Consider the following 22,086-nt stretch of genomic DNA (forward strand, 5'->3'; position numbering starts at 1 on the left):
GAATCGTGGAGAACCTGATCGCGCTGCTCATCGCGGCGCCCCTGCTCGGAGCGGCCGTCCTGCTGGTCGGCGGCCGGCGCCTGGACCGCGTCGGCCACTGGATCGGCACGCTCCTGTCGGCCGCCTCCTTCGTGTTCGGCGTCATCCTCTTCGCCGACCTGCTCGGCAGGAGCGCCGACCACCGCACCCTGACCCAGCATCTGTGGACCTGGATCTCGGTCGGCAGCTTCCAGGCGGACGTCACCTTCCGCCTCGACCAGCTGTCGATGACCTTCGTCCTGCTCATCACGGGCGTCGGCTCCCTGATCCACCTGTACTCGGTCGGGTACATGGAGCACGACGAGCGGCGCCGCCGCTTCTTCGGCTACCTGAACCTGTTCCTCGCGGCGATGCTCCTGCTGGTCCTCGCCGACAACTACCTGCTGCTGTACGTCGGCTGGGAGGGCGTCGGTCTCGCCTCCTACCTGCTGATCGGCTTCTGGCAGCACAAGCCCAGCGCCGCCACGGCGGCCAAGAAGGCCTTCCTGGTCAACCGCGTCGGCGACATGGGCCTGTCGATCGCGATCATGCTGATGTTCACCACCTTCGGCAGCTTCGCCTTCGGTCCGGTCTTCAGCCACGCCGGCGACGCCTCCCAGGGCAAGCTGACCGCGATCGCGCTGATGCTGCTCCTCGCCGCCTGCGGCAAGTCCGCCCAGGTGCCGCTGCAGTCCTGGCTCGGGGACGCCATGGAGGGCCCGACCCCGGTCTCGGCCCTGATCCACGCGGCGACCATGGTGACCGCGGGCGTCTACCTGATCGTCCGTTCCGCCGCCATCTTCAACGCGGCGCCCGACGCCCAGCTGGCCGTCACCGTGGTGGGTGCGGTCACGCTGCTGTTCGGTGCGATCGTCGGTTGCGCGAAGGACGACATCAAGAAGGCCCTGGCCGGTTCGACCATGTCGCAGATCGGCTACATGGTGCTGGCCGCGGGCCTCGGCCCCATCGGCTACGTCTTCGCGATCATGCACCTGGTGACGCACGGCTTCTTCAAGGCTGGGCTGTTCCTCGGCGCAGGCTCCGTCATGCACGGCATGAACGACGAGGTCGACATGCGCAAGTACGGCGGCCTGCGCAAGTACATGCCGGTCACCTTCATCACCTTCGGGCTCGGCTACCTCGCCATCATCGGCTTCCCGGGCCTGTCCGGCTTCTTCTCCAAGGACAAGATCATCGAGGCAGCCTTCGCGAAGGGCGGCACCGAGGGCTGGATCCTCGGCGGCGCGGCTCTGCTGGGCGCGGCCATCACCGCCTTCTACATGACGCGCGTGATGCTGATGACCTTCTTCGGAGAGGAGCGTTGGAGGAACCAACCCACTCGCTCCCCGGAGGCGTCGAGCGCCGAGCCGGCCGCCGAGCACCACGGCGAGCACGCCGAGCCCCACCCGCACGAGTCCCCGAAGATCATGACGATCCCGATGATCGTGCTGGCCGTCGGTTCGGTCTTCGGCGGTGCCTTCTTCAGCATCGGCGACCGCTTCCTGCACTGGCTGGAGCCGGTCACCGGGCACAGCGAGGGCCACTCCCCGGTCAGCGCCGGTGTCGTCACGGGCGCCACGATGGTGTGCCTCGTGATCGGTGTGGCGATCGCCTGGGCGCAGTACGGCCGCAAGCCCGTCCCGGTCGTCGCCCCGCGCGGCTCGCTGCTCACCCGGGCGGCCCGCCGCGACCTGCTCCAGGACGACTTCAACCACGTGGTCCTGGTGCGCGGTGGCGAACACCTGACGCGCTCCCTGGTCTACGTCGACCACACCCTGGTCGACGGAGTCGTCAACGGCACGGCGGCCGGCTTCGGCGGCCTGTCCGGGCGGCTGCGCAAGCTCCAGAACGGCTTCGCCCGCTCCTACGCGGTCTCGATGTTCGGCGGTGCGGCACTCCTCGTCGCCGCGACCCTGCTGATGAGGGCGGTCTGATACCAATGTCCTTTCCTCTGCTGACAGCGACGGCGGCGCTCCCGGCCCTCGGGGCCGTCGCCACGGCCGCCGTACCGGCCGCACGGCGCACCGCCGCCAAGTGGCTGGCGCTGGTCGCCTCGCTCGCCACGCTGGCCCTGGCGATCATCGTCCTCGTCCGCTTCGACCCGGGTGGCTCCCGCTACCAGCTCACCGAGTCCCACGCCTGGATCAAGAGCTTCGGGGTGAGGTACGAGGTGGGGGTCGACGGCATCGGGGTGGCACTGCTCGCGCTGACCGCCCTGCTGATCCCGTTCATCATCCTCGCGGGCTGGCACGACGCCGACCCGCTGGAGACCGGCAGCCGCCGCTGGCGCCCCACCCAGGGCTTCTTCGCCCTGATCCTCGCCGTCGAGGCGATGGTGATCATCTCCTTCGAGGCCACCGACGTCTTCCTCTTCTACATCTTCTTCGAAGCCATGCTCATCCCGATGTACTTCCTCATCGGCGGCTTCGGGGACCGTGCCCACGAGCACGGCGAGGAGGCGGCCTCGACGCAGCGGTCGTACGCGGCGGTGAAATTCCTGCTGTACAACCTGGTCGGCGGTCTGATCATGCTGGCCGCGGTGATCGGCCTCTACGTGGTCGCCGGGAACTTCTCCCTCCAGCAGATCGCCGAGGCACGGGCGAACGGCTCGCTGCACATGGCGACCAGCACCGAACGCTGGCTGTTCCTGGGCTTCTTCTTCGCGTTCGCGGTGAAGGCGCCGCTGTGGCCGCTGCACACCTGGCTGCCCAACGCCATGCAGGAGTCCACCGCGCCGGTCGCCGTCCTCATCACGGCGGTCGTCGACAAGGTGGGCACCTTCGCGATGCTTCGCTTCTGCCTCCAGCTGTTCCCCCAGGCAAGCAAGTGGGCGACGCCCGTGATCCTCGTCCTGGCCCTGATCAGCATCGTCTACGGCGCGCTGCTGGCCGTCGGCCAGCGGGACATCAAGCGCCTGGTGGCCTACGCGTCGATCTCCCACTTCGGCTTCATCATCATGGGCATCTTCGCGATGACCAGCCAGGGCCAGTCCGGTGCCACGCTCTACATGGTCAACCACGGCATCTCCACGGCCGCGCTGATGCTGGTCGCCGGCTTCCTGATCTCCCGGCGCGGTTCGCGGCTCATCGCCGACTACGGGGGCGTGCAGAAGGTCGCCCCGGTGCTCGCCGGCACCTTCCTGATCGGCGGCCTCGCCACCCTCTCCCTGCCCGGACTCGCGCCGTTCGTGAGCGAGTTCCTGGTCCTGGTGGGCACGTTCACGCGCTACCCGGTGATCGGGATCATCGCCACCTTCGGCATCGTCCTCGCCGCGCTCTACACCCTCGTGCTGTACCAGCGGACGATGACGGGCCCGGTGAAGCCCGCGGTCTCCGCGATGCCCGACCTGCGCGCGCGTGAGCTCGTGGTCGTCGCCCCGCTGATCGTGCTGCTGATCTTCCTGGGTGTCTATCCGAAGCCCGTGACGGACATCGTCAACCCGGCGGTCAAGCAGACCATGTCCGACGTCCAGAAGAAGGACCCCAAGCCTGCGGTGGAGGCGGTCAAGTGAGCACAGCAGCCGTCCACAGCCTGTGGACAACCGCCGCCGATCCCATCTCGAAGATCGGCGCACCGAAGATCGAATACGGACAATTGTCGCCGACGCTGATCATCCTCGGCGCGGCGCTGGTCGGGGTGCTCATCGAGGCCTTCGTCCCGCGCAAGTCCCGCTACTACGCGCAGGTGTTCGTGTCCGTCGTGGCCCTCTGCGCCGCGTTCGCCGCGGTCGTGGCGCTCGCGGCCGACGGCTACGGCACCACGAAGGCGCACATCGCGGCCATGGGCGCGATCGCGGTCGACGGGCCGTCGCTGTTCCTGCAGGGCACGATCCTGCTGGCCGGCCTGGTCGGTCTGTTCACCTTCGCCGAACGGCGCCTGGACCCGGAGACGCACGGCAACCGGGTCGACTCGTTCGCCGCGCAGGCCGCGTCCGTGCCCGGCAGCGACAGCGAGAAGGCCGCGGTGAAGGCCGGCTTCACCACCACCGAGGTCTTCCCGCTCCTCCTCTTCGCCATCTCCGGCATGCTGGTCTTCCCCTCGGCGAACGACCTGCTGACGCTCTTCGTGGCCCTGGAGGTCTTCTCCCTGCCGCTGTACCTGCTGTGCGCACTGGCCCGCCGCAAGCGGCTGATGTCGCAGGAGGCCGCGGTCAAGTACTTCCTGCTCGGCGCGTTCGCCTCTGCGTTCACCCTGTTCGGCATCGCCATGCTGTACGGCTACGCGGGCTCGGTGTCGTACGGCCGTATCGCGCAGGTCGTCGACGGCTCGGTCACCGACGTGAACCCGGCCCTGGCCAACACGATGGGCAACGACGCGCTGCTCCTCATCGGCAGCGCCATGATCGTGATGGGCCTGCTGTTCAAGGTGGGCGCGGTGCCGTTCCACATGTGGACGCCCGACGTCTACCAGGGCGCGCCGACCCCGGTGACCGGCTTCATGGCGGCGGCGACGAAGGTGGCCGCGTTCGGCGCGCTGCTGAGGCTGCTGTACGTCGTCCTGCCCGGCATGCGTTGGGACTGGCGGCCGGTGATGTGGGCGGTGGCGATCATCACGATGCTGGGCGGTGCCATCGTCGCGATCACGCAGACCGACATCAAGCGGCTGCTCGCCTACTCGTCCATCGCGCACGCCGGCTTCATCCTTGCGGGTGTCATCGCGACCTCGAAGGACGGCGTGTCGTCGGTCCTCTTCTACCTGGCCGGGTACTCGTTCGTCACGATCGGTGCGTTCGCGGTGGTCACGCTGGTGCGCGACGCGGGCGGCGAGGCGACACACCTGTCCAAGTGGGCCGGGCTCGGCCGCCGCTCGCCGCTGGTGGCGGCCGTCTTCGCGGTGTTCCTGCTCGCCTTCGCCGGTATCCCGCTGACCTCCGGTTTCGCCGGAAAGTTCGCCGTCTTCAAGGCGGCGGCGGACGGCGGCGCGGCCCCGCTGGTCGTGATCGGTGTGATCTCCTCGGCGATCGCGGCGTTCTTCTACATCCGCGTCATCGTGCTCATGTTCTTCAGTGAGCCGAGGCCCGAGGGCCCGACCGTGGCCGTGCCCTCGCCGCTGACCATGGTGGCGATCAGCGTCGGCGTGGCGGTGACGCTGGTGCTGGGTGTGGCGCCGCAGTACTTCCTGGACCTGGCGAACCAGGCGAGCGTGTTCGTGCGCTGAGCCCCCTGGCAGTGGTCGTGCCGGCCCCGGTTCCCGAGTGGGGGACCGGGGCCAGAGCATTTGGACGGGTGTGTGAAAGGGGCACCGAAGGGTGATCTGCGTGCGAAGGACGGGCCACTTCCCGGCCTGCTCCAGCAGCCTTCCCCCGGACCCCGAGCCCCGGCCGTACGGAAGCTACCGGTGGGGTTGAGCGCACATTGGTACGACAACCACACCCCCACCTGTGGACAACTTCCGGCACTGTCGGCAGGGACCCCTATCGTTGACGCAGTGGTCGAGGGACGGCACACGGGGGACAGACGGGGACCGGACGATGGATGCGACGGGCGGGATCAGCGAGATGCCAAGGGTGACCGAAGGGCCGGACCTGGCCGGGAGCGAGGCACTGGCCACGCTCAACCGTGTCTTCGGGTACGAAGCCTTCCGGGGCGAGCAGCAGGCGATCATCGAGCACGTGGTGGCGGGCGGCGACGCCCTCGTGCTCATGCCGACCGGCGGCGGCAAGTCGCTGTGCTACCAGATCCCGGCCCTGGTCAGACCCGGCACCGGTGTCGTGGTCTCCCCGCTCATCGCGCTCATGCAGGACCAGGTCGACGCCCTCCGCGCCCTCGGCGTGCGGGCCGGCTTCATCAACTCCACGCAGGACTTCGACGAGCGGCGCATGGTCGAGGCCGAGTTCCTGGCAGGTGAGCTGGACCTGCTGTACCTGGCTCCTGAACGGCTGCGCCTGGACAGCACCCTGGACCTGCTCTCCCGCGGCAAGATCTCCGTCTTCGCGATCGACGAGGCGCACTGCGTGTCCCAGTGGGGCCACGACTTCCGCCCCGACTACCTCGCTCTGTCCCTCCTCGGCGAGCGCTGGCCGGACGTCCCCCGGATCGCCCTCACCGCCACGGCCACCCGCACCACCCACGAGGAGATCACCCAGCGGCTCGGCCTGCCGACGGCCCGCCACTTCGTGGCCAGCTTCGACCGCCCCAACATCCAGTACCGGATCGTGCCCAAGGCCGACCCGAAGAAGCAGCTGCTCGGCTTCCTCCGGGAGGAGCACGCCGGGGACGCCGGGATCGTGTACTGCCTCTCCCGCAACTCGGTGGAACGGACGGCGGAGTTCCTGACCGCCAACGGCATCGAGGCGGTGCCGTACCACGCGGGCCTGGACGCGGGCACACGCGCCACGCACCAGTCCCGCTTCCTGCGCGAGGAGGGCCTGGTCGTGGTCGCGACCATCGCCTTCGGCATGGGCATTGACAAGCCCGACGTGCGTTTCGTCGCCCACCTGGACCTGCCCAAGTCCATCGAGGGCTACTACCAGGAGACCGGCCGCGCCGGCCGCGACGGTCTGCCGTCCACGGCGTGGATGGCGTACGGCCTCAACGACGTCATACAGCAGCGCAAGCTGATCCAGTCCGGTGAGGGAGACGAGGCGTTCCGCCGCCGGGCGTCCTCCCACCTCGACGCGATGCTCGCCCTGTGCGAGACGGCCCAGTGCCGCCGCGGCCAGCTGCTCGCCTACTTCGGCCAGGACCCCGACCGGACGGGCTGCGGCAACTGCGACACCTGCCTCGTTCCGCCGGAGACCTGGGACGGCACCGTCGCCGCGCAGAAGGTGCTGTCGACGGTGGTACGGCTGCAGCGGGAGCGCGGACAGAAGTTCGGTGCCGTGCAGATCGTCGACATCCTGCTCGGCAAGCGCACCGGCAAGGTGATCCAGTTCGACCACGACCAGCTGTCCGTCTTCGGCATCGGCCAGGACCTGAGCGAGGCCGAGTGGCGCGGCGCCATCCGGCAGCTGCTCGCCCAGGGACTGCTCGCGGTCGAAGGGGACTACGGCACGCTGGTGCTCACCGAGGAGAGCGGCACGGTGCTGCGGCGCGAGCGGGAGGTGCCGCTGCGCAAGGAGCCGAAGAAGCCGGCGGGCGCCCGGTCGCGGTCGGCCGGTGCCTCCGGCGGCGAACGCAAGGCCAAGGCCGCCGCGGCCGAACTGCCCGACGAACTGCTCCCCGCCTTCGAGGCGCTCCGGGCCTGGCGCGCCGAACAGGCCCGGGAGCAGGGCGTCCCGGCCTACGTCATCTTCCACGACGCCACCCTGCGGGAGATCGTCACCCAGTGGCCCGGTTCGGTGCGCGAGCTGGGCGCGGTGGGCGGCGTCGGCGAGAAGAAGCTGCTGACCTACGGGGAAGGCGTGCTGGAGGTGCTTGCCTCCCTGGACAGCCCGTCCGCGCCCGCCGTGCCCGCTCCGGCGGCCGACGCCTCCGAGGCGGATGACGAGCCGGAGCCGGACGACTGGATATAGCGGACCGGCCCGGTGCGACTGCGGGGACGTGTCACAGTCCCCGCACCGCATAGGCCCTGACGTCGGCGTCCGGATCGGCTGTGGCGGTGGCGAGGGCCGCGCGGGCTTCCGCCGAGGCCCGATGCCGGGTGAGAGCGAACACCGCGGCCTTGCGCACGTCGGCGTTCGGGTCGGCGAGCGCCTCGGCCAGGGCCGGGACGGCCACGTGGGTGGCCGCGACCGACAGCGCGGTGGCGGCACCGGACCGCACCTGCCACGCGGGATCGGACAGGGCGGCCACGGCCCGGTCGGCCAGGGGCGCCGGGCAGCCGGTGGCGGCCAGCGCACCGAGCGCGGCACCGCGCACCAGAGGGTCGGCGTCCTCGGTCAGCCGGCCCAGGGTGCTGGTGAGCAACTCCCGGTCGGCCGTGGTCAGGGCCGCTGAACCGACGGTGGCGAGGGCCTTGGCCACGGTGACCCGGACCTCGCGGGAGGGATCGTCCGCGGCGCCCGCCAGCGGCCGGGCCGCGTCGACGGAGACGAGTGCGCGGACGGCCTCGGTGCGGACGCCGATGTCGGGGTCGTCCAGCGCGGCGGCGAACACCCCGGTCCTGCCCAGGCGCAGGGCCCGTAGCACGTCCAGGGCGGCGGCGCGGACCACGGGATCGGCCGCATCGGCGAGCGCGCCGGTGAGGGCGGCTTCTAGGGCGGAGTCGGGCGGCAGGGTCTCGACGAGTTCACGCATTGAGGCCGCGGCGGCGGCGCGGACCTCGGCGTCGGAGTCGGCGAGCGCACCGGCCAGGGCCTGTGCGGTGCCGGACGGCAGTGTCTCGGTCAGGACCGAGACCGCCGTACGGCGGACGGCCGGATCGGGGTCAGCCAAGTAGGGCTCAAGGGAGGCGAGTTCGGGTTCCACCTCGGCCAGGTTCAGCAGTTCCACGAGCCGGGGCGAGGCCGTGCCCCGGTCGCCGCCCCGGTCGGAGGAACCGGTGGCGCGGGCGGACGTCGGTCCTGCGGCGACCGGTGCCACCTCGCGCGGCCCCGCCGTGGCCACGGGCTCGGGACGGACCTCGCCGAGTCGCCGGGAGCGACCGCCGACCGGGGTGAACTCCTCGACCGGAACCAGATACGGAGCCACGGGACGGGCCGTGAACTCCATCGCACCAGAGGGGGACTTGTGCAGATCGAGATGGTGGAACCAGGAGGAGTCGTCGCGCCTCGGATGGTCGAGGCGGTCGTGGTAGAGGCCCCAGCGGGACTCGGTGCGGGTGAGCGAGGCGCGTGCGGCCATTTCGGCGCAGTCGCGGATGAAGGTGACCTCGGCGCAGCGCATCAGCTCGTGCGGGGTGCGGGCACCCATCGCGGCGATGTCGGCGTGCATCCGCTCGAAGGCCTCAAGGGCGAGGGAGAGACGCGCACCGGACTTGGGTGGTGCCACGTAGTCGTTCACGAAGCGGCGCAGCTTGTACTCGACCTGGGGCTGCGGTGGGCCCTCCGGGTTGCGCAGCGGGCGGTAGATCAGCTCGTGCGCCTCACGCACCTGGTCCGCGGGAAGCTCGCCGTCGTACGCCGTGTACCGGGCGGCGTCCTCGCCCGCGAGGTCACCGAAGACGAAGGCGCCGATCATGTAGTTGTGCGGGACGCAGGCGAGGTCGCCGGCGGCGTACAGGCGAGGGACGGTCGTACGGGCGTGGTCGTCGACCCGGACGCCGGAGGCGGAGTGCCCGCCGCACAGGCCGATCTCGGAGATGTGCATCTCGATGTCGTGGGTGCGGTAGTCGTGCCCGCGGCCGGCGTGGAAGGTGCCGCGGGTGGGCCGCTCGGTGGAGTGGAGGATCGACTCCAGGGCGGAGACCGACTCCTCGGGCAGGTGGCTGAGCTTGAGGTAGACCGGCCCGCGGTCGCTCGCGACCTCCGCGGCGAACTCGGCCATCATCTGCCCGGACCAGTAGTCCGAGTCGACGAAGCGCTCGCCGTGCCGGTTGACCTGGTAGCCGCCGAACGGGTTGGCGACGTAGGCGCAGGCCGGCCCGTTGTAGTCCTTGATCAACGGGTTGATCTGGAAGCACTCGATGCCAGTCAGCTCGGCACCCGCGTGATAGGCCATGGCGTAGCCGTCACCGGCGTTGGTGGGGTTCTCGTAGGTGCCGTAGAGGTAGCCGGAGGCGGGCAGGCCGAGCCGGCCGCAGGCACCGGTGGCGAGGATCACCGCGCCCGCGCGGACGGTGACGAAGGCGCCCGAGCGGGTGTGGAGGCCGACGGCGCCGATGGCCCGCCCGTCGTCCGGCGCGGTCAGCACGCGCACCGGCATCACCCGGTTCTCGATCCGGATGCGCTCCCGCATCTCGCGCCGCCGCAGCTGCCGGTACAGGACCTTTTTGACGTCCTTGCCCTCTGGCATGGGCAGTACGTACGAGCCGGAGCGGTGGACCTGGCGGACCGCGTACTCTCCGTGCTCGTCCTTCTCGAACTTGACCCCGTACGACTCCAGCCGCTGGACCATCGCGAAACCGCGGGTGGCGGTCTGGCGGACGGTGGACTGGTCGACGATGCCGTCGTTGGCACGGGTGATCTCGGCGACGTAGTCGTCGGGCTCGGCGCGGCCGGGGACGACCGCGTTGTTGACGCCGTCCATGCCCATCGCGAGCGCGCCGGAGTGGCGGACGTGGGCCTTCTCCAGCAGCAGGACGTTCGCGCCGCGCTCGGCGGCGGTCAGGGCGGCCATGGTGCCGGCCGTGCCGCCGCCGATGACGAGGACGTCGCAGGTCAGCTCCTCGACGTCGGCGACGGCGGGAATCTCCAGGGAAGCGGGCGTGGTCACCGGGGTGCCTTTCAGGTGCCGAGCGAGGTGAGGATGTCGCGGCGCAGCGCCACGCGGGCCGGGTCGTCTAAGGCCGCGCGGTCGCGCGGGCGCGGCACCTCGCGTACGGCGGCCACCCGACCGGAGCCGAGCAGTGCCACGCGGTCGCCGAGGAGGAGGGCCTCGTCCACGTCGTGCGTGACGAAGACGACCGTCGCGCCCGTGCCGCGCAACACCTCCACCAGCAGGTCCTGCATGCCGGAACGGGTCTGTGCGTCGAGGGCGCCGAAGGGCTCGTCCATGAGGACCGCGCGCGGGCTGTCGCCCAGGGCGCGCGCCAACTGGGCGCGTTGGCGCTGCCCGCCGGACACCCGGTGCGGCAACTGCCCCGCCTGTGCGGTCAGGCCGACGCGGGCGAGCCAGGACTCGGCCCGGGCGCGGCGCTCGGCGCGGGGAACCCCCCTGATGGCGAGCGGCAGTTCGACGTTTCCGCGCAGCGTGCGCCAGGGCAGGAGGGCGTCCTCCTGGAAGACCAGCGAGCGGTCGGCCGACGGCCCCGCCAGCGGGCTGCCGTCCGCCTCTGCCACGCCGCCCAGCAGTGGCAACAGCCCGGCGAGCGTGCGCAGCAGCGTGGACTTGCCGCAGCCCGAAGGGCCCACGACGGTGAGGATCTCACCCGGGGCGACGTCCAGGTCGACGTCGTGCAGCACCGGGGCGTCCGGGCGGCCGAGCACGGCCGAACGGAAGGTGAGCCGGGTGCCGCGCACCGTCTCTGGTACCGGCGTAGCTGGAGCGGTGACGGTCTCAGACGAGGTGCTCATCGCGGGCCTCCTCGGTGTGGTTCTTGCTCTGCTGCTGGCTCTGGGCCTTGTGCTCGGACTCGCCTTCGGAGTGAGCGGGAACGGCGACCGGCCGGGACGCGCGGGCCCGGCCGCCGGGGACGTACGAGGTGCGGGGCAGCCAACGGGTCAGGCGACGGCCGAGGAGTTCCACGGCCGTGGAGGTGACCCAGCCGAGTACGCCGATGGTGACCATGCCGACGAACACGCCGGGGTAGTTCACCACCGTGTAGTCCTGCCAGGTGCGGTAGCCGACGCCGTACTGGCCGGAGATCATCTCGGCGGAGATCACACAGATCCACGACACGCCGATCCCGACCGACAGCCCGCCGAAGATGCCCGGCAGCGCGCCCGGCAGCACGACCGAGCGGAGGATCCGGAACCGGCCGCCGCCCATGGTGCGCACCGCCTCCTCCCAGACCGGGGTCAGCGCCCGGACCGCGTGCCTGGTCGAGACCATCACGGGGAAGAACGCGGCGGTGCACGTGATGAAGACGATGCCCTGTTCGTTGGAGGGGAAGAGGAGAATCGCCACCGGGACAAGGGCGATGGCAGGGATCGGGCGGACCACCTCCAGGACGGGGCCGAGCAGGTCCTCGGCGAGCCGCGAACGGGCCACGAGCACGCCTGTCGCCACGCCCAGGACCGCCGCCAGCGCGAAGCCGGCGAGGATCCGGGTGAGGCTGTCGGTGAGGTCGGTCCAGTAGTCGCGGCCGGAGAGCCGGCCGGCGAAGGCGCGGGCCACGTCGGCGACCGTCGGGAACTGCGAGAAGCGCAGCCACAGGTCCACATCCAGGCTGGTCAGCAGTTGCCACAGGCCGAGGGCGCCGGCCAGGGACGCCGCCCGCAGCGCATACCGGGCCAGGGGCCGCCGGGTCATGAGGCCCGCTCCAGCGCCTCGCGGTACGACACCGTCCGGGCGCCGCCGTGGGCGGAGACGTAGGCCTGCGCGGTCGCGGGAGCGACGAACGGCAGCAGTCGGTCGCCGTCGGTCACCCAGACCGCCTTGTCGGCGAACCAGAGGGTGCCGGTGGTGGCGTCCGGCACGTAGGCGGCGCGGACGCCGTTCCGGTGCCTGGCCACATAGGCCAGCAGCTCCTTCGCGGACTTGAAGGAGACGGTCTTCTCGCTGCCCTTGGGCCACACCTCGCTCGCTGCCGGCGGAGGCGGGGCGGCGAGCCGTCGGGCGTAGGAGTTGCCGAGGGCCTTCTTCACGTACTGGTCGTCGACGAAGGAGTCCACATCGATGTCACCCGTCAGCTTGGCGGCCTTCAGCACGGACACGTCCTGCTCGAGGGCGGAGACGAGCTGCGGTTTCACGGCCGGGTCGAAGGTGGCGATGCCGTGGGCGCCGTTGTAGAGGTAGACGACCTCGGCGGGGAGGCCGGTGGCTTTCGCGACCTTCTCGGCCGCGGCGACGGGATGCCCGTCGAGGTAGTCCGTCGCCTGCTCCTGAGCCTTGAGGAAGGCCTCCAGGACGGCCGGGTGCTGCTTGGCGAAGGCCTCGCGGGCGGTGACGCCGTGGAAGGTGGGCAGGTTCAGCTGGGCGCCGTCGTACAAGGCCTTCGCCTTGCTCTGGTAGGCGAGCAGGCCCGGCCAGGCGACGAACTGCGACAGCGCGTCCACGCTGCCGGCGGAGAGCGCCGAGGCGCCCACGGCGGGCTGCTGGTTGAGCTTGGACACTCCCGAATCCGGGTCGATGTCGGCGCGCTGCAGGGCCCGTACGAGGGTGCCATCGGCCGCGGAACCGATGCTCGTCGAGACCTTCTTGCCCTTGAGGTCCTTCAAGGAGGTCAGCCTGGAGTTCGGGGCCGTGACGATGGTGTTGAGGCCGCCGCGCAGGTTGTAGCCGGTGATCGACACCAGATGGGTGGGTTGGCCGAGCTGTCTGCCACGGGCCGCGTTGATGAGCAGCGGGAAGTCACCCATCGAGCCGATGTCGATCTTCCCGGCGGTCATCTGGGCGGTGATCGGGGCGCCGGTGGCGTAGTCCTGCCAGTCGACCTTGTAGGTGTGGCCGTCGTGCAGGGAATCGAGCTGCTTCTCGAAGTACCCGAGCGAGCGCAGCAGCGTGCCCGCGGTGACGGTGTTGATGGTCCTGGACTGGTAGCCGACGGTCACGGTGACCGTGGAGCCGCTGCCCGCCTCCGCGCTGCCGCCGCAGGCGGACAGGGGCAGGAGGAGCGTCGCGGCGGACAGGGCGACTGCCGTGCGTTTCATGGTGGTTCGGCCTCTCGCCGGTGCTGGTCGGAGGGTCAGCGGAGCAGGTAGGGCATGTTGACCGTGACGGCCCCGGTGGGGCAGCGCGCGGCGCACGGGCCGCAGTACCAGCACTCGTCGACGTGCATGTACGCCTTGCCGTTGCGCTCGTCGATGGCGAGGGAGTCCAGCGGGCACATGTCCACGCACAGGGTGCAGCCGTCGATGCACTTCGACTCGTCGATGGTCACGGGCACGTCGGCCCGCTGGGGCGCCAAGGGCATGGCTGTCTCCAGGAAGCGTGCAGGCAGGGGGGCGTTCTACGACCGGTGGAGCAGGCCGCTCATGGTGATGCGGTCGCCGCGGAAGCGGATGAACTCCAGGTCGACCGGGCGGCCGTCGGCGAGGTGCGTGAGGCGTTCCAGCATCAGCACGGCGGCGCCGCGGGGGGCCTGGAGGACGGCGGCGGAGTGGGCGTCCGCGTTCACCGCCTCCAGGGTGATGTCGGCGTGGCCGAGCGGCCGGCCGGTGATGGCTTCCAGGAGGCGGAAGACATCGGTGTTCTCCAGGTCGGCGCCGAGCAGGGCGGTGCCGATGTCGAGCGGGATGTAGGTGAGGTCGAGGGAGAGCGGGAGGCCGTTCAGCCGGCGCAGGCGCTCGATGTAGAGGACGTCGGTGCCGGCCGGGACGTGGAGGCGTTCGGCCACGGGGGCGGGTGCGGGGGAGGGGCCCATGGTGCGGACCTCGTTGGTGACGCGGCCGTGTTCGCGGAGGGTTTCCGCGAGGCCCATCAGACGGTCGAGCCCGTGCGGGTACTTGCGGGCGACGACCACGGTGCCGACTCCGGGCAGCCGCTCCACCAGGCCCTCCGCCCGGAGCAGGTCCAGGGCTTGGCGGACGGTGTTGCGGGAGGCGCGGTAGTCGGTGGCGAGGATCGACTCGTGGGGGAGGGTGCCGTCATGGAAAGCGCCGGTGAGGAGTTGGTGGCGCAGCAGGTCGGCGAGCTGTCGGGCCTGGTCCGCACGCAGCCGGCGACGCGTGCGGTGGGCGGCGACGGTGGTCGCGGCGCCCTGACCGGCGTGGTCGCGGGGGCGGTCGGTGGCTGGCATGGCTGGAACCATACCGAGTAGGTAGGGAAAGAGGTGTTGCTGGAATGTTGCGCCAGGTGAGGGAGTGTCGAATGGCTCGCTGAGCTGGGGTCTTCTCTTCCGTTCCGGGAAGATCTGCCACCCGGCGGTCTCCTCAGGACAGTGCCTTGAGTCCCGGTGCGAACGTGATCAGCAGCGGCAGCAGCGGTACCAGCGCGGCCACCGTCGTGGTCAGGGCCCGGTGCCGGCGCAGCAGCCGCGGCGGCGGTTCGAGCAGGCGGTCCACGCGCTCGCCGAGGAGACGGCGGCTGGAGGCGCAGGAGAGGACGCCGCGGTGCTGGTTCAGCTCGATCAGCGCGAGGGCCGTGGTGAGGTGCCCGCAGCGCCGGGACGCCGCGTCGTCGGCGGCCAGTTCCACCAGGCGGTGGGTCTGGTCGCAGAAGTGGGAGAAGAGCGGCACGCGCGGGAAGCCCGTGGCGAGCGCCGTGGACAGGTGCAGTAGCCAGTCGTGATGGGCGCGCGCGTGCCCGCGTTCGTGGGTCAGGACGGCGTCCAGCTGGTGGTCGGTGAGGCGCTGCAGCGCCCCGGTGGTGACGACCAGTTGCGGCGGGTGCCCCGGCATCCACCAGGCGTCCGGGTACTCGTCCTCCAGCACCAGCATCGGGCCGCGCGCCGCCGGCAGCCCGGCGGGCAGGTCCGGGGCGCGCTCGCGCAGATGCGCCCGGGCCTGGCCGCGGCTGCGGCGGGCCTCGACGAGTTCCCGGCCGAGCATCGTGGTCGTCCATGCGGCGCCACAGGCGAGCAGGACCGTCAAGGCGGCCGCCCACACCGGTGCCGCGGACAGGTCGTAGGCGGCGGTGACGGCGGGCGGCGCGGGGGCGAACACGTGGTCGCGCACGGTGTGGAAGACGGCCGCCGCGCCCAGGACGAGCGCGGCCAGGCAGCAGAGCAGGACGGTGGCGACCAGGCACTGCCACACCCACAGCCCGACCACGGGTTCCCGCTCGGGCCAGGAGGCACGGGTCAGCGCGCGCGGCGCCGGTACGGCTGCCGTCAGGGCGACGACGCTCAGCAGGAGCAGGCAGACGGTCATGCCGGGGCTCCGGTTCCTGGTCGGAGAGGCGTGCGGGTGTCGGTGGTGCCGGAGGAGCGACGCGCGCGTGCGTGGCGCGCGGTGGTGGCGGTGGTGCGTGTCCCGTCAGTATGACGAAGACGGGCGCCGTGAGTCAGGTGTCGGAGCCGAACCGACCGCACCCGGCCGTGCCACACGGCCCCACTCCGCACGGTCCGTGCGCGCCCGCTCACGCAACACGGCGCACGCCCAATCGCGCACCACCTGGAGGACCGCTCCCGCGGCACCGCGCGCGGCTGTGCACACCGTCGCGCGCCCCGCTCTCGCCGTGCGTCCCGGGGACCGGGACCGGGGCCGGCGGCCGCACCACCGACCCCGGGTCCACCGGTCCCTGACGCGGGCTCAGCGCGAGACGATCCGCCCGCTGACCTCGCCGAGGCCGACCCGGGTCCCGTCCGTGCCGGGTGCCCAGGCCGACAGGGTCACCACGTCACCGTCCTCCAGGAAGGCGCGCTTGCCGTCCGGGAGTTCGAGGGGGTCGCGGCCGTTCCACGTCAGTTCCAGGAGGGAGCCCCGCTGGTTCTCGCGCTCCCCGCTGACCGTGCCGGAACCGTACAGGTCCCCGGTGCGCAGGGAGGCGCCGTTCACCGTCATGTGGGCGAGCTGCTGGGCGGCGGTCCAGTACATGGTGGAGAACGGCGGCTCGGAGACGACATGGCCGTTGATTGCGACCGAGATCCGCAGGTCGTAACCGCCGGGCTCGATCCCCGACGCCGAGTCGTCCAGGTAGGGCAGCAGCGGGTGGGTGCGCTGTGGGGGCTCCACGCGCGCGTGCTCCAGCGCTTCCAGCGGAGTGATCCATGCCGACACCGAGGTCGCGAAGGACTTCCCCAGGAAGGGGCCGAGGGGGACGTACTCCCAGGCCTGGATGTCCCGGGCGGACCAGTCGTTCAGCAGGCAGAGCCCGAAGACGTGCTCGCGGAAGTCGCCGAGCGCGACCGGCCGGCCCATCTCGGACGGCACGCCCACGACGAAGCCGACCTCGGCCTCGATGTCCAGCCGGATCGACGGTCCGAAGACGGGAGCGGGGTCGCCGGGTCCCTTGCGCTGCCCGGACGGCCGTACGACGTCCGTGCCGGAGACGATCACCGTGCCGGAGCGGCCGTGGTAACCGATCGGCAGGTGCTTCCAGTTGGGGGTGAGGGAGTCCTCGGCGTCCGGGCGGAAGATCTGCCCGACGTTGCGGGCGTGGTTCTCCGAGGCGTAGAAGTCGACGTAGTCCGCCACCTCGAAGGGCAGGTGCAGGGTCACCTCGGACAGGGGGTGGAAGAGCGGTTCGACCGCCTCGCGGTGCGCGGGGTCGGTGACCCAGGCGGTGACGGCGCTCCGCACCTGGGACCAGGTCGCGCGGCCGGCCGCCAGCAGTGCGTTCAGGGTGGGCCGGGCGAGCAGCGAGTGATGCGGCGAGCCGAGCGCGGCGGCCGCGGCGCCCGCGTCGAGGACGTGGTTCCCGAGCCGGACGCCGACCCTCCGCTCCGTGCTGCCGGAAGGCGAGAACACGCCATAGGGAAGGTTGTGCGGGCCGAAGGGGTCGCCCTCGGGGACGTCGAAGGGGGGCATGGGGTACTGCCTCGCTCTCATCCGGGCCATGCATGGCGATGCGTTCCACGTGGTCGCGCCACACGTTACGGCCGGGACGCCGCTCTTGGGCAGTGCGCCAGGGCGGGACTTGGGACGCATCCCGGCCAGGACCGCGGGCGTGCGCCGGGAGCGTTCCGAAGAGGACGCCGCGGAGTTCCGCGTGGTTGCTCGTGCAGTGTCTAAAGAGTTCGCAATGTCCGAATAGGCCTTGTCGGAGGCGGCAATTCCGGCTTAGCGTCCTTTGGGGCAACGGACGGGGTGGGTCCGTTCCATTGGGGGGACACGTGGGGGGACCCGTGGCCAGAAACGCTGTCAGCGTGCCGTTCGAGGCCGATCGTGACGTGCCGGGGATGATCGTCAAGTTCGGCGACTACCCGTTGCATCACGGCGGTGTCGGCGCGATCCGCAGCCTGGGGCGCCTCGGTGTGCCCATGTACGCCATCACCGAGGATCCGTACACGCCGGCGGCCTCCTCCCGCTATCTGAAGAAGGCGTTCGTGTGGCCGACGACGGGTGCGGAGGACCCGGGCCGGCTGATCGAGGGCATGCTGCGCATCGGCCGCCGGATCGGCCGCCCGACTGTCCTGATTCCGACGGACGAGGAGGCGGCCGTCCTGATCGCCGAGCATCAGGACGAGTTGGCCGGATCCTTCCTCTTCCCGCGCGTGGACCCCGCGCTGCCCCGTCGGCTGGCCAGCAAGCAGGGCCTGCACGAGCTGTGCGTGGAGCACGGCATCGCGAGCCCGTCGGCCGCGTTCCCGCAGTCGTACGACGAGATCGTGGCCTTCGCCGACACGGCGCGCTTCCCGGTGGTGGCCAAGAACCGGGAGGCGTTCGTCCGGCGCAGACGACCCGCCGTCAACGGCACCACGAGGATCGCCACCCGGGAGGGCCTGCTCACCCTCGCCCGTGACTGGGGCGAGGAACCCGGCGTGATCCTCCAGGAATACCTGCCGCGCGAGGAGGCCGAGGACTGGATCGTGCACGCCTGCTTCGACCAGGACTCCAGCCCGCTCGCGCTGTTCACCGGAGTCAAGGTCCGCTCGTGGCCGCCGCACGCGGGCATGACCGCGAACGCGTACGTCGTGGACAATCCGGAACTCGCCGACCTCGCCGCTCGTTTCATCAAGCAGATCGGCTTCAGCGGCATCATCGACCTCGACCTGCGCTTCGACCGGCGCGACGGACAGTACAAACTCCTCGACTTCAACCCGCGCATGGGCGCCCAGTTCCGCCTCTTCGAGAACGAGTCGGGCGTGGACGTCGTGCGTGCCATGCACCTGAATCTGACCGGACGCGCCGTACCGGAGGGGGAGCAGCGCGCCGGCCACCGATACATCGTGGAGAACATCGACCTCCCCGCCCTCCTCGCCTACCGCCGCAGCGGCTACACCACGCCGCACGCACCGGTGAAGGCGAGTGGGACGGAACTGGCCTGGCTCGCGGGTGACGACCCGATGCCGTTCCTCACGATGATGGCCCGCTTCGTACGCCCGGGCGCGAAGCACCTCTACCAGCTGTGGCGGACCAACCGCCGCGGCAGCAGCACATCCACGAAGTAGGCAAGGCCACGAAGGTGGCGCACCACGCGTCCTGGGGAGGGACTTCGTGATTCGACCGGTTGCAGTCATCGGGGCCGGGCCGTTCGGCCTGTCGACCGCCGCCCATTTGCGGGCGCGCGGCGTCCCCGTCCGCGTCTTCGGTGACCCCATGGTCAGCTGGCGCGACCACATGCCCGAGGGCATGCTCCTGAAGTCCACGCCCACCGCATCGAGCTTCGACTGCCCGCAGCCCGGCCACACCCTCGCCGACTACTGCGATGCGGCCGGGATCCGCCGGCTGGTGACCGACGAGGACATCATCCCGGTGGAGACCTTCATCGGCTACGGGGAGTGGTTCCAGCAGCAGCTGATACCCGACCTGGAGCAGGTGCGGGTGGTGTCCGTGGACCGCGACAAGAGCGGCGGCTTCGAGCTCAAGCTGGACTCGGGAGAGCTGTTCACGGCGCGTGCGGTCGTCGTCGCGACCGGGCTGTCGGGCCTGGAGCACCTGCCCGCGGAGCTGGCGGGAGCCGCGGCCGACGGACCCGCGGCGACGGGGCCCGTCTCGCACAGCTCCCAGCACCACGACCTCAAGCGCTTCGCCGGCAAGGACCTGATCGTCGTCGGCGCCGGGCAGTCCGCGCTGGAGACGGCGGCGCTGGCAGCCGAGGTGGGCGCCCGGGTGCGCGTGGTCGCGCGCGGCCGCGGCCGGGTCGCCTTCGGCGCCCCGCCCTGGGAACAGCCCAAGCTCCGCCCGGAGTCCCCGTTCGGCCGTGCCTGGTCGTTGTGGGCGTTCAGCTACTACCCGCACCCCTACCGCTACCTGCCCGAGGCGACCCGCCACTACCTGGTCCGGCGGGTCCTCGGCCCGCTCGGCGCCTGGTGGCTGCGGGAACGCTTCGAGAGCGCCGTCCAGGTGCAGGACGTCGAGCGGGTGGTGGGCGCCGAGGCCCAGGACGGCAGCCCGGTCCTCACCGTCCGCACCCACGGGGGCCGTACCGAACGGATCGCCGGCGACCATGTCATCGCCGCGACCGGCTACCGCGTCGACATCGCGGCGATGGACTTCCTCGGCAGCGAACTGCGCACCCGGCTCGCGGTGAGCCGCGGCGCGCCGAAGCTCGGCCCCGGCTATGTCTCCTCGGTGCCCGGCGTGTACTTCACCGGTCTGCCGGCGGCGTCCTCGTACGGCCCGGTGATGCGCTTCGTCTGCGGCACGGAGTTCGCCTCCCCGCGCCTGGCGAAGCACCTGGCCGCAGCCCACGGCTGACCTGCGGCGGCAACGAGGGAGCGGGCACGTTTCCGGCCGTACTCCGTGTGCGGCCGCGGCCGGTCCGTGCGGTCCCGCCCCCCACCACGCGGTACGGCGGCCGCGCCCGGCACGGCGACGGTCGTGGCCCGAGGGGGCGCCCCGACCTGTACGGCGACGATCGCGCGCTGCACGGTGACGGCCGGGTCCGGGGCGGGGCTCAGCTCTGTTCCGGAGCCTCAGGCGTCCGAGGCGTCGCCATCAGGAGGCCTACGAACAGTACTTGGGGCCGATCAGCACGTAAGTGCCTGGAAAGAGGCGTGAGTCGGTGGGGCGTGGTGTCCGTATTCTCTGATCATGGCACCCTCCCCCGCGTATTCACTGATCGCCACCGACCTGGACGGGACGCTGCTGCGCGGCGACGACACCGTCTCCGAACGGTCGCTCGCCGCGCTCGCGCGGGTGGCGCGGGCCGGTGCCCGGCACCTGGTGGTGACCGGCCGCCCGGCCCCCAGGGTGCGGCCCCTGCTGGCGGACCTCGGCTGCACCGGGCTCGCGGTGTGCGGGCAGGGCGCACAGGTCTACGACGCCGGGGCCGACCGCCTGTTGTGGTCGGTACGGCTGGACCGGGAGCTGGCCGAGACCGCGCTCGGCAAGATCGAGGCCGAGGTGGGGCAGGTGTACGCGGCGGTCGACCAGGACGGTGTCGACGGGCTCACGCTCATCGAACCCGGCTATCTGATGCCCCACCCGACCTTGCCCGCGGTGCGGGTGGGGCGGCGCGACGACCTGTGGTGCGAGCCCATCAGCAAGGTGCTGCTGCGCCATGCCACCGTGCCGGACGACGAGTTGGCGGCCACCGCGCGTGCGGTGGTGGGCTCGCTGGCGACGGTCACCATGTCGGGGCCGGGGACGGTGGAACTCCAGCCGTCCGGGGTGACCAAGGCGACCGGGCTGGCGCTGGCCGCCGAGCGGCTGGGGGTGCGTGCCGAACGGGCCCTGGCGTTCGGCGACATGCCCAACGACATCCCGATGCTCGACTGGGCGGGACACGGGGTCGCCATGGCCAACGCCCACGCCGAACTCAAGGCCGTCGCGGATGAGGTCACCCTGTCGAACGAGGACGACGGCATCGCCGTCGTCCTCGAAAGACTGTTCCCGACCGACTGACCGGGATATCAGTAACGCCTGCCGCGGGTGCCGGTCAGTACGCGCTGTTGACGTTGTCGATCGAGCCGTAGCGCGCGGCCGCGTAGTTGCAGGCGGCGGTGATGTTGGCGACCGGGTCGTAGATGTTGAACGAGGTTCCGGCCACGTGGTACGTGTTGAACGTCGGGTCGATGACCTGCAGCAGGCCCTTGGACGGGATGCCCTTGGCCGCGTTGGAGTCCCACAGGTTGATGGCGTTCGGGTTGCCCGAGGACTCCCGCATGACGTTGCGGTGGATGCCGTTGTAGGAGCCCGGGATGCCCTTCTGGGCCATGATCGCGAGCGACTCGCGGATCCAGCCGTCGAGGTTGTTCGGGTAGCCGGCGGGGGTGGTGGAGACCGCAGGGGCCGAGGTGGGGGTGGCCGCGGAGGCGCTGGTGGCGCCGATGAGCGGCATGGCCAGGACGGCTGCGCCGGTACCGGCGACGGCGATCATGCGGACGAGGCGGGTGCGGCGGGGCTGAGCGGCAGCAGGCATGGGGGTGTTCCTCTCCGTCGCCTGCGAGGTGAGCTGTCGGGTTCGGGCGGGGAGGTGCCCGGCCGTGCCCCGAAGGGACACGACTTCACCCCAAGCCGTTCCGGTGCGACTTGTGCCGTCCGGTCCGGCGACTTACCTGGGTCCCCCGCTCCTGCCGTACGAGTGAGTTCGATGGGTGACGCGGGCGGCGGCAGGATTCGGCGTTCCGCCCGACGGGTCCGGAACGTATGCGAGAGCACATGTCGGGAACAAGTGCCTGAATCACACAACGCACTATTTGACCTTGGTCTGTGCCGTATGGGGTACTTGATCCTTTGCGGTTGCCAATCCTCAACTCGCCAACGGGACAAGGGGAGAACGGCTGGTCGGGCAGCCGGGGTGCCGAGGGGCGCGGGTGACCCAACTCACGAAATAGCAAATTGTGCCAAGTCGGACATGGGGGATTGGGTCGGCGACCGGAGCGTGGAAGGGGTGGAGGGCGCGGGATGTCCGGGTGGATGCCCGGTGGGGGCCCGTCCGG

Annotated in this window: 16 protein-coding genes and 1 riboswitch; of the genes, 7 read left to right on the top strand and 9 right to left on the bottom strand. The window is 71.1% G+C overall.

Going from position 1 to position 22,086, the window contains the following annotated elements; genetic code table 11:
- Positions 1–5: 5 nt before the first annotated feature.
- The 4 genes from nuoL to recQ all read left to right on the top strand — a co-directional run bounded on the left by nuoL (position 6) and on the right by recQ (position 7,471).
- Positions 6–1,952 carry an NADH-quinone oxidoreductase subunit L gene (gene nuoL / locus ACZ7FF_RS33130; protein WP_470816950.1) on the top strand — a complete coding sequence of 649 codons (1,947 nt, stop codon included), beginning with the start codon at positions 6–8 and terminating at the stop codon, positions 1,950–1,952.
- Between the two features lie 5 nt (positions 1,953–1,957).
- A complete protein-coding gene (locus ACZ7FF_RS33135; RefSeq protein WP_470816952.1) occupies positions 1,958–3,529 on the top strand; it encodes an NADH-quinone oxidoreductase subunit M in 1,572 nt (523 codons plus the stop codon).
- Positions 3,526–5,175, top strand: a complete 1,650-nt coding sequence (nuoN, locus tag ACZ7FF_RS33140) for an NADH-quinone oxidoreductase subunit NuoN (RefSeq protein WP_470816954.1) — start codon at positions 3,526–3,528, stop codon at positions 5,173–5,175. The genes ACZ7FF_RS33135 and nuoN overlap by 4 nt, the downstream gene beginning before the upstream one ends.
- A gap of 313 nt (positions 5,176–5,488) precedes the next feature.
- Positions 5,489–7,471, top strand: coding sequence for a DNA helicase RecQ (gene recQ / locus ACZ7FF_RS33145; RefSeq protein WP_470816956.1), 1,983 nt, complete (start codon positions 5,489–5,491; stop codon positions 7,469–7,471).
- 31 nt (positions 7,472–7,502) lie between these two features.
- Here recQ and ACZ7FF_RS33150 read toward each other — a convergent pair whose 3' ends face one another.
- The 8 genes from ACZ7FF_RS33150 to fahA all read right to left on the bottom strand — a co-directional run bounded on the left by ACZ7FF_RS33150 (position 7,503) and on the right by fahA (position 17,068).
- Entirely contained in the window at positions 7,503–10,271 is a 2,769-nt protein-coding gene (locus ACZ7FF_RS33150) for a fumarate reductase/succinate dehydrogenase flavoprotein subunit (protein ID WP_470816957.1), read from the bottom strand.
- Positions 10,272–10,282: 11 nt separating this feature from the next.
- Positions 10,283–11,071 (bottom strand): ABC transporter ATP-binding protein, encoded by a 789-nt coding sequence (locus tag ACZ7FF_RS33155; protein WP_470816959.1) that lies wholly within the window; start codon positions 11,069–11,071, stop codon positions 10,283–10,285.
- Complete coding sequence (locus tag ACZ7FF_RS33160; RefSeq protein WP_470816961.1) at positions 11,055–11,969, bottom strand: ABC transporter permease; 915 nt, start codon at positions 11,967–11,969, stop codon at positions 11,055–11,057. Before ACZ7FF_RS33160 ends, ACZ7FF_RS33155 begins: the two co-directional genes overlap by 17 nt.
- On the bottom strand, positions 11,966–13,309 hold the full coding sequence (locus tag ACZ7FF_RS33165; protein ID WP_470816963.1) for an ABC transporter substrate-binding protein: 1,344 nt from the start codon (positions 13,307–13,309) through the stop codon (positions 11,966–11,968). The genes ACZ7FF_RS33160 and ACZ7FF_RS33165 overlap by 4 nt, the downstream gene beginning before the upstream one ends.
- A 35-nt stretch (positions 13,310–13,344) precedes the next feature.
- On the bottom strand, positions 13,345–13,572 hold the full coding sequence (locus tag ACZ7FF_RS33170) for a 4Fe-4S dicluster domain-containing protein (RefSeq protein ID WP_003992261.1): 228 nt from the start codon (positions 13,570–13,572) through the stop codon (positions 13,345–13,347).
- A gap of 36 nt (positions 13,573–13,608) precedes the next feature.
- Positions 13,609–14,397 (bottom strand): GntR family transcriptional regulator, encoded by a 789-nt coding sequence (locus tag ACZ7FF_RS33175; protein ID WP_470816964.1) that lies wholly within the window; start codon positions 14,395–14,397, stop codon positions 13,609–13,611.
- Positions 14,398–14,530: 133 nt separating this feature from the next.
- The gene (locus tag ACZ7FF_RS33180) at positions 14,531–15,469 is read right to left on the bottom strand and encodes a M56 family metallopeptidase (protein ID WP_470816966.1); all 939 of its coding nucleotides are present in this window, start codon (positions 15,467–15,469) and stop codon (positions 14,531–14,533) included.
- Positions 15,470–15,850: 381 nt separating this feature from the next.
- Entirely contained in the window at positions 15,851–17,068 is a 1,218-nt protein-coding gene (fahA, locus tag ACZ7FF_RS33185) for a fumarylacetoacetase (protein WP_470816968.1), read from the bottom strand.
- Between the two features lie 338 nt (positions 17,069–17,406).
- Between fahA and ACZ7FF_RS33190 the strand changes: the two genes are divergently transcribed.
- The 3 genes from ACZ7FF_RS33190 to ACZ7FF_RS33200 all read left to right on the top strand — a co-directional run bounded on the left by ACZ7FF_RS33190 (position 17,407) and on the right by ACZ7FF_RS33200 (position 21,049).
- Entirely contained in the window at positions 17,407–18,651 is a 1,245-nt protein-coding gene (locus ACZ7FF_RS33190; protein ID WP_470817118.1) for a carboxylate--amine ligase, read from the top strand.
- 46 nt (positions 18,652–18,697) lie between these two features.
- On the top strand, positions 18,698–19,900 hold the full coding sequence (locus ACZ7FF_RS33195) for an FAD-dependent oxidoreductase (protein WP_470816970.1): 1,203 nt from the start codon (positions 18,698–18,700) through the stop codon (positions 19,898–19,900).
- A gap of 336 nt (positions 19,901–20,236) precedes the next feature.
- Positions 20,237–21,049 (top strand): HAD family hydrolase, encoded by an 813-nt coding sequence (locus ACZ7FF_RS33200; RefSeq protein ID WP_470816972.1) that lies wholly within the window; start codon positions 20,237–20,239, stop codon positions 21,047–21,049.
- Positions 21,050–21,083: 34 nt separating this feature from the next.
- Here the strand turns inward: ACZ7FF_RS33200 and ACZ7FF_RS33205 are convergent, their stop codons facing one another.
- The gene (locus tag ACZ7FF_RS33205) at positions 21,084–21,566 is read right to left on the bottom strand and encodes a transglycosylase SLT domain-containing protein (protein ID WP_470816974.1); all 483 of its coding nucleotides are present in this window, start codon (positions 21,564–21,566) and stop codon (positions 21,084–21,086) included.
- A 5-nt stretch (positions 21,567–21,571) separates the two neighbouring features.
- A riboswitch (cyclic di-AMP (ydaO/yuaA leader) is annotated at positions 21,572–21,745 on the bottom strand.
- Between the last annotated feature and the right edge of the window lie 341 nt (positions 21,746–22,086).

Source organism: Streptomyces sp. NPDC037126 (genome assembly GCF_055605965.1).

What these genes read in the sequence shown, in the direction of transcription:
- ACZ7FF_RS33135 (WP_470816952.1), top strand. Translation starts at nt 1,958, where the DNA reads ATGTCCTTTCCTCTGCTGACAGCGACGGCGGCGCTCCCGGCCCTCGGG.
- ACZ7FF_RS33200 (WP_470816972.1), top strand. Translation starts at nt 20,237, where the DNA reads ATGGCACCCTCCCCCGCGTATTCACTGATCGCCACCGACCTGGACGGG.
- fahA (WP_470816968.1), bottom strand. Translation starts at nt 17,068, where the DNA reads ATGCCCCCCTTCGACGTCCCCGAGGGCGACCCCTTCGGCCCGCACAAC.
- ACZ7FF_RS33175 (WP_470816964.1), bottom strand. Translation starts at nt 14,397, where the DNA reads ATGCCAGCCACCGACCGCCCCCGCGACCACGCCGGTCAGGGCGCCGCG.
- ACZ7FF_RS33180 (WP_470816966.1), bottom strand. Translation starts at nt 15,469, where the DNA reads ATGACCGTCTGCCTGCTCCTGCTGAGCGTCGTCGCCCTGACGGCAGCC.
- ACZ7FF_RS33165 (WP_470816963.1), bottom strand. Translation starts at nt 13,309, where the DNA reads ATGAAACGCACGGCAGTCGCCCTGTCCGCCGCGACGCTCCTCCTGCCC.
- ACZ7FF_RS33160 (WP_470816961.1), bottom strand. Translation starts at nt 11,969, where the DNA reads ATGACCCGGCGGCCCCTGGCCCGGTATGCGCTGCGGGCGGCGTCCCTG.
- ACZ7FF_RS33155 (WP_470816959.1), bottom strand. Translation starts at nt 11,071, where the DNA reads ATGAGCACCTCGTCTGAGACCGTCACCGCTCCAGCTACGCCGGTACCA.
- ACZ7FF_RS33205 (WP_470816974.1), bottom strand. Translation starts at nt 21,566, where the DNA reads ATGCCTGCTGCCGCTCAGCCCCGCCGCACCCGCCTCGTCCGCATGATC.
- ACZ7FF_RS33170 (WP_003992261.1), bottom strand. Translation starts at nt 13,572, where the DNA reads ATGCCCTTGGCGCCCCAGCGGGCCGACGTGCCCGTGACCATCGACGAG.
- recQ (WP_470816956.1), top strand. Translation starts at nt 5,489, where the DNA reads ATGGATGCGACGGGCGGGATCAGCGAGATGCCAAGGGTGACCGAAGGG.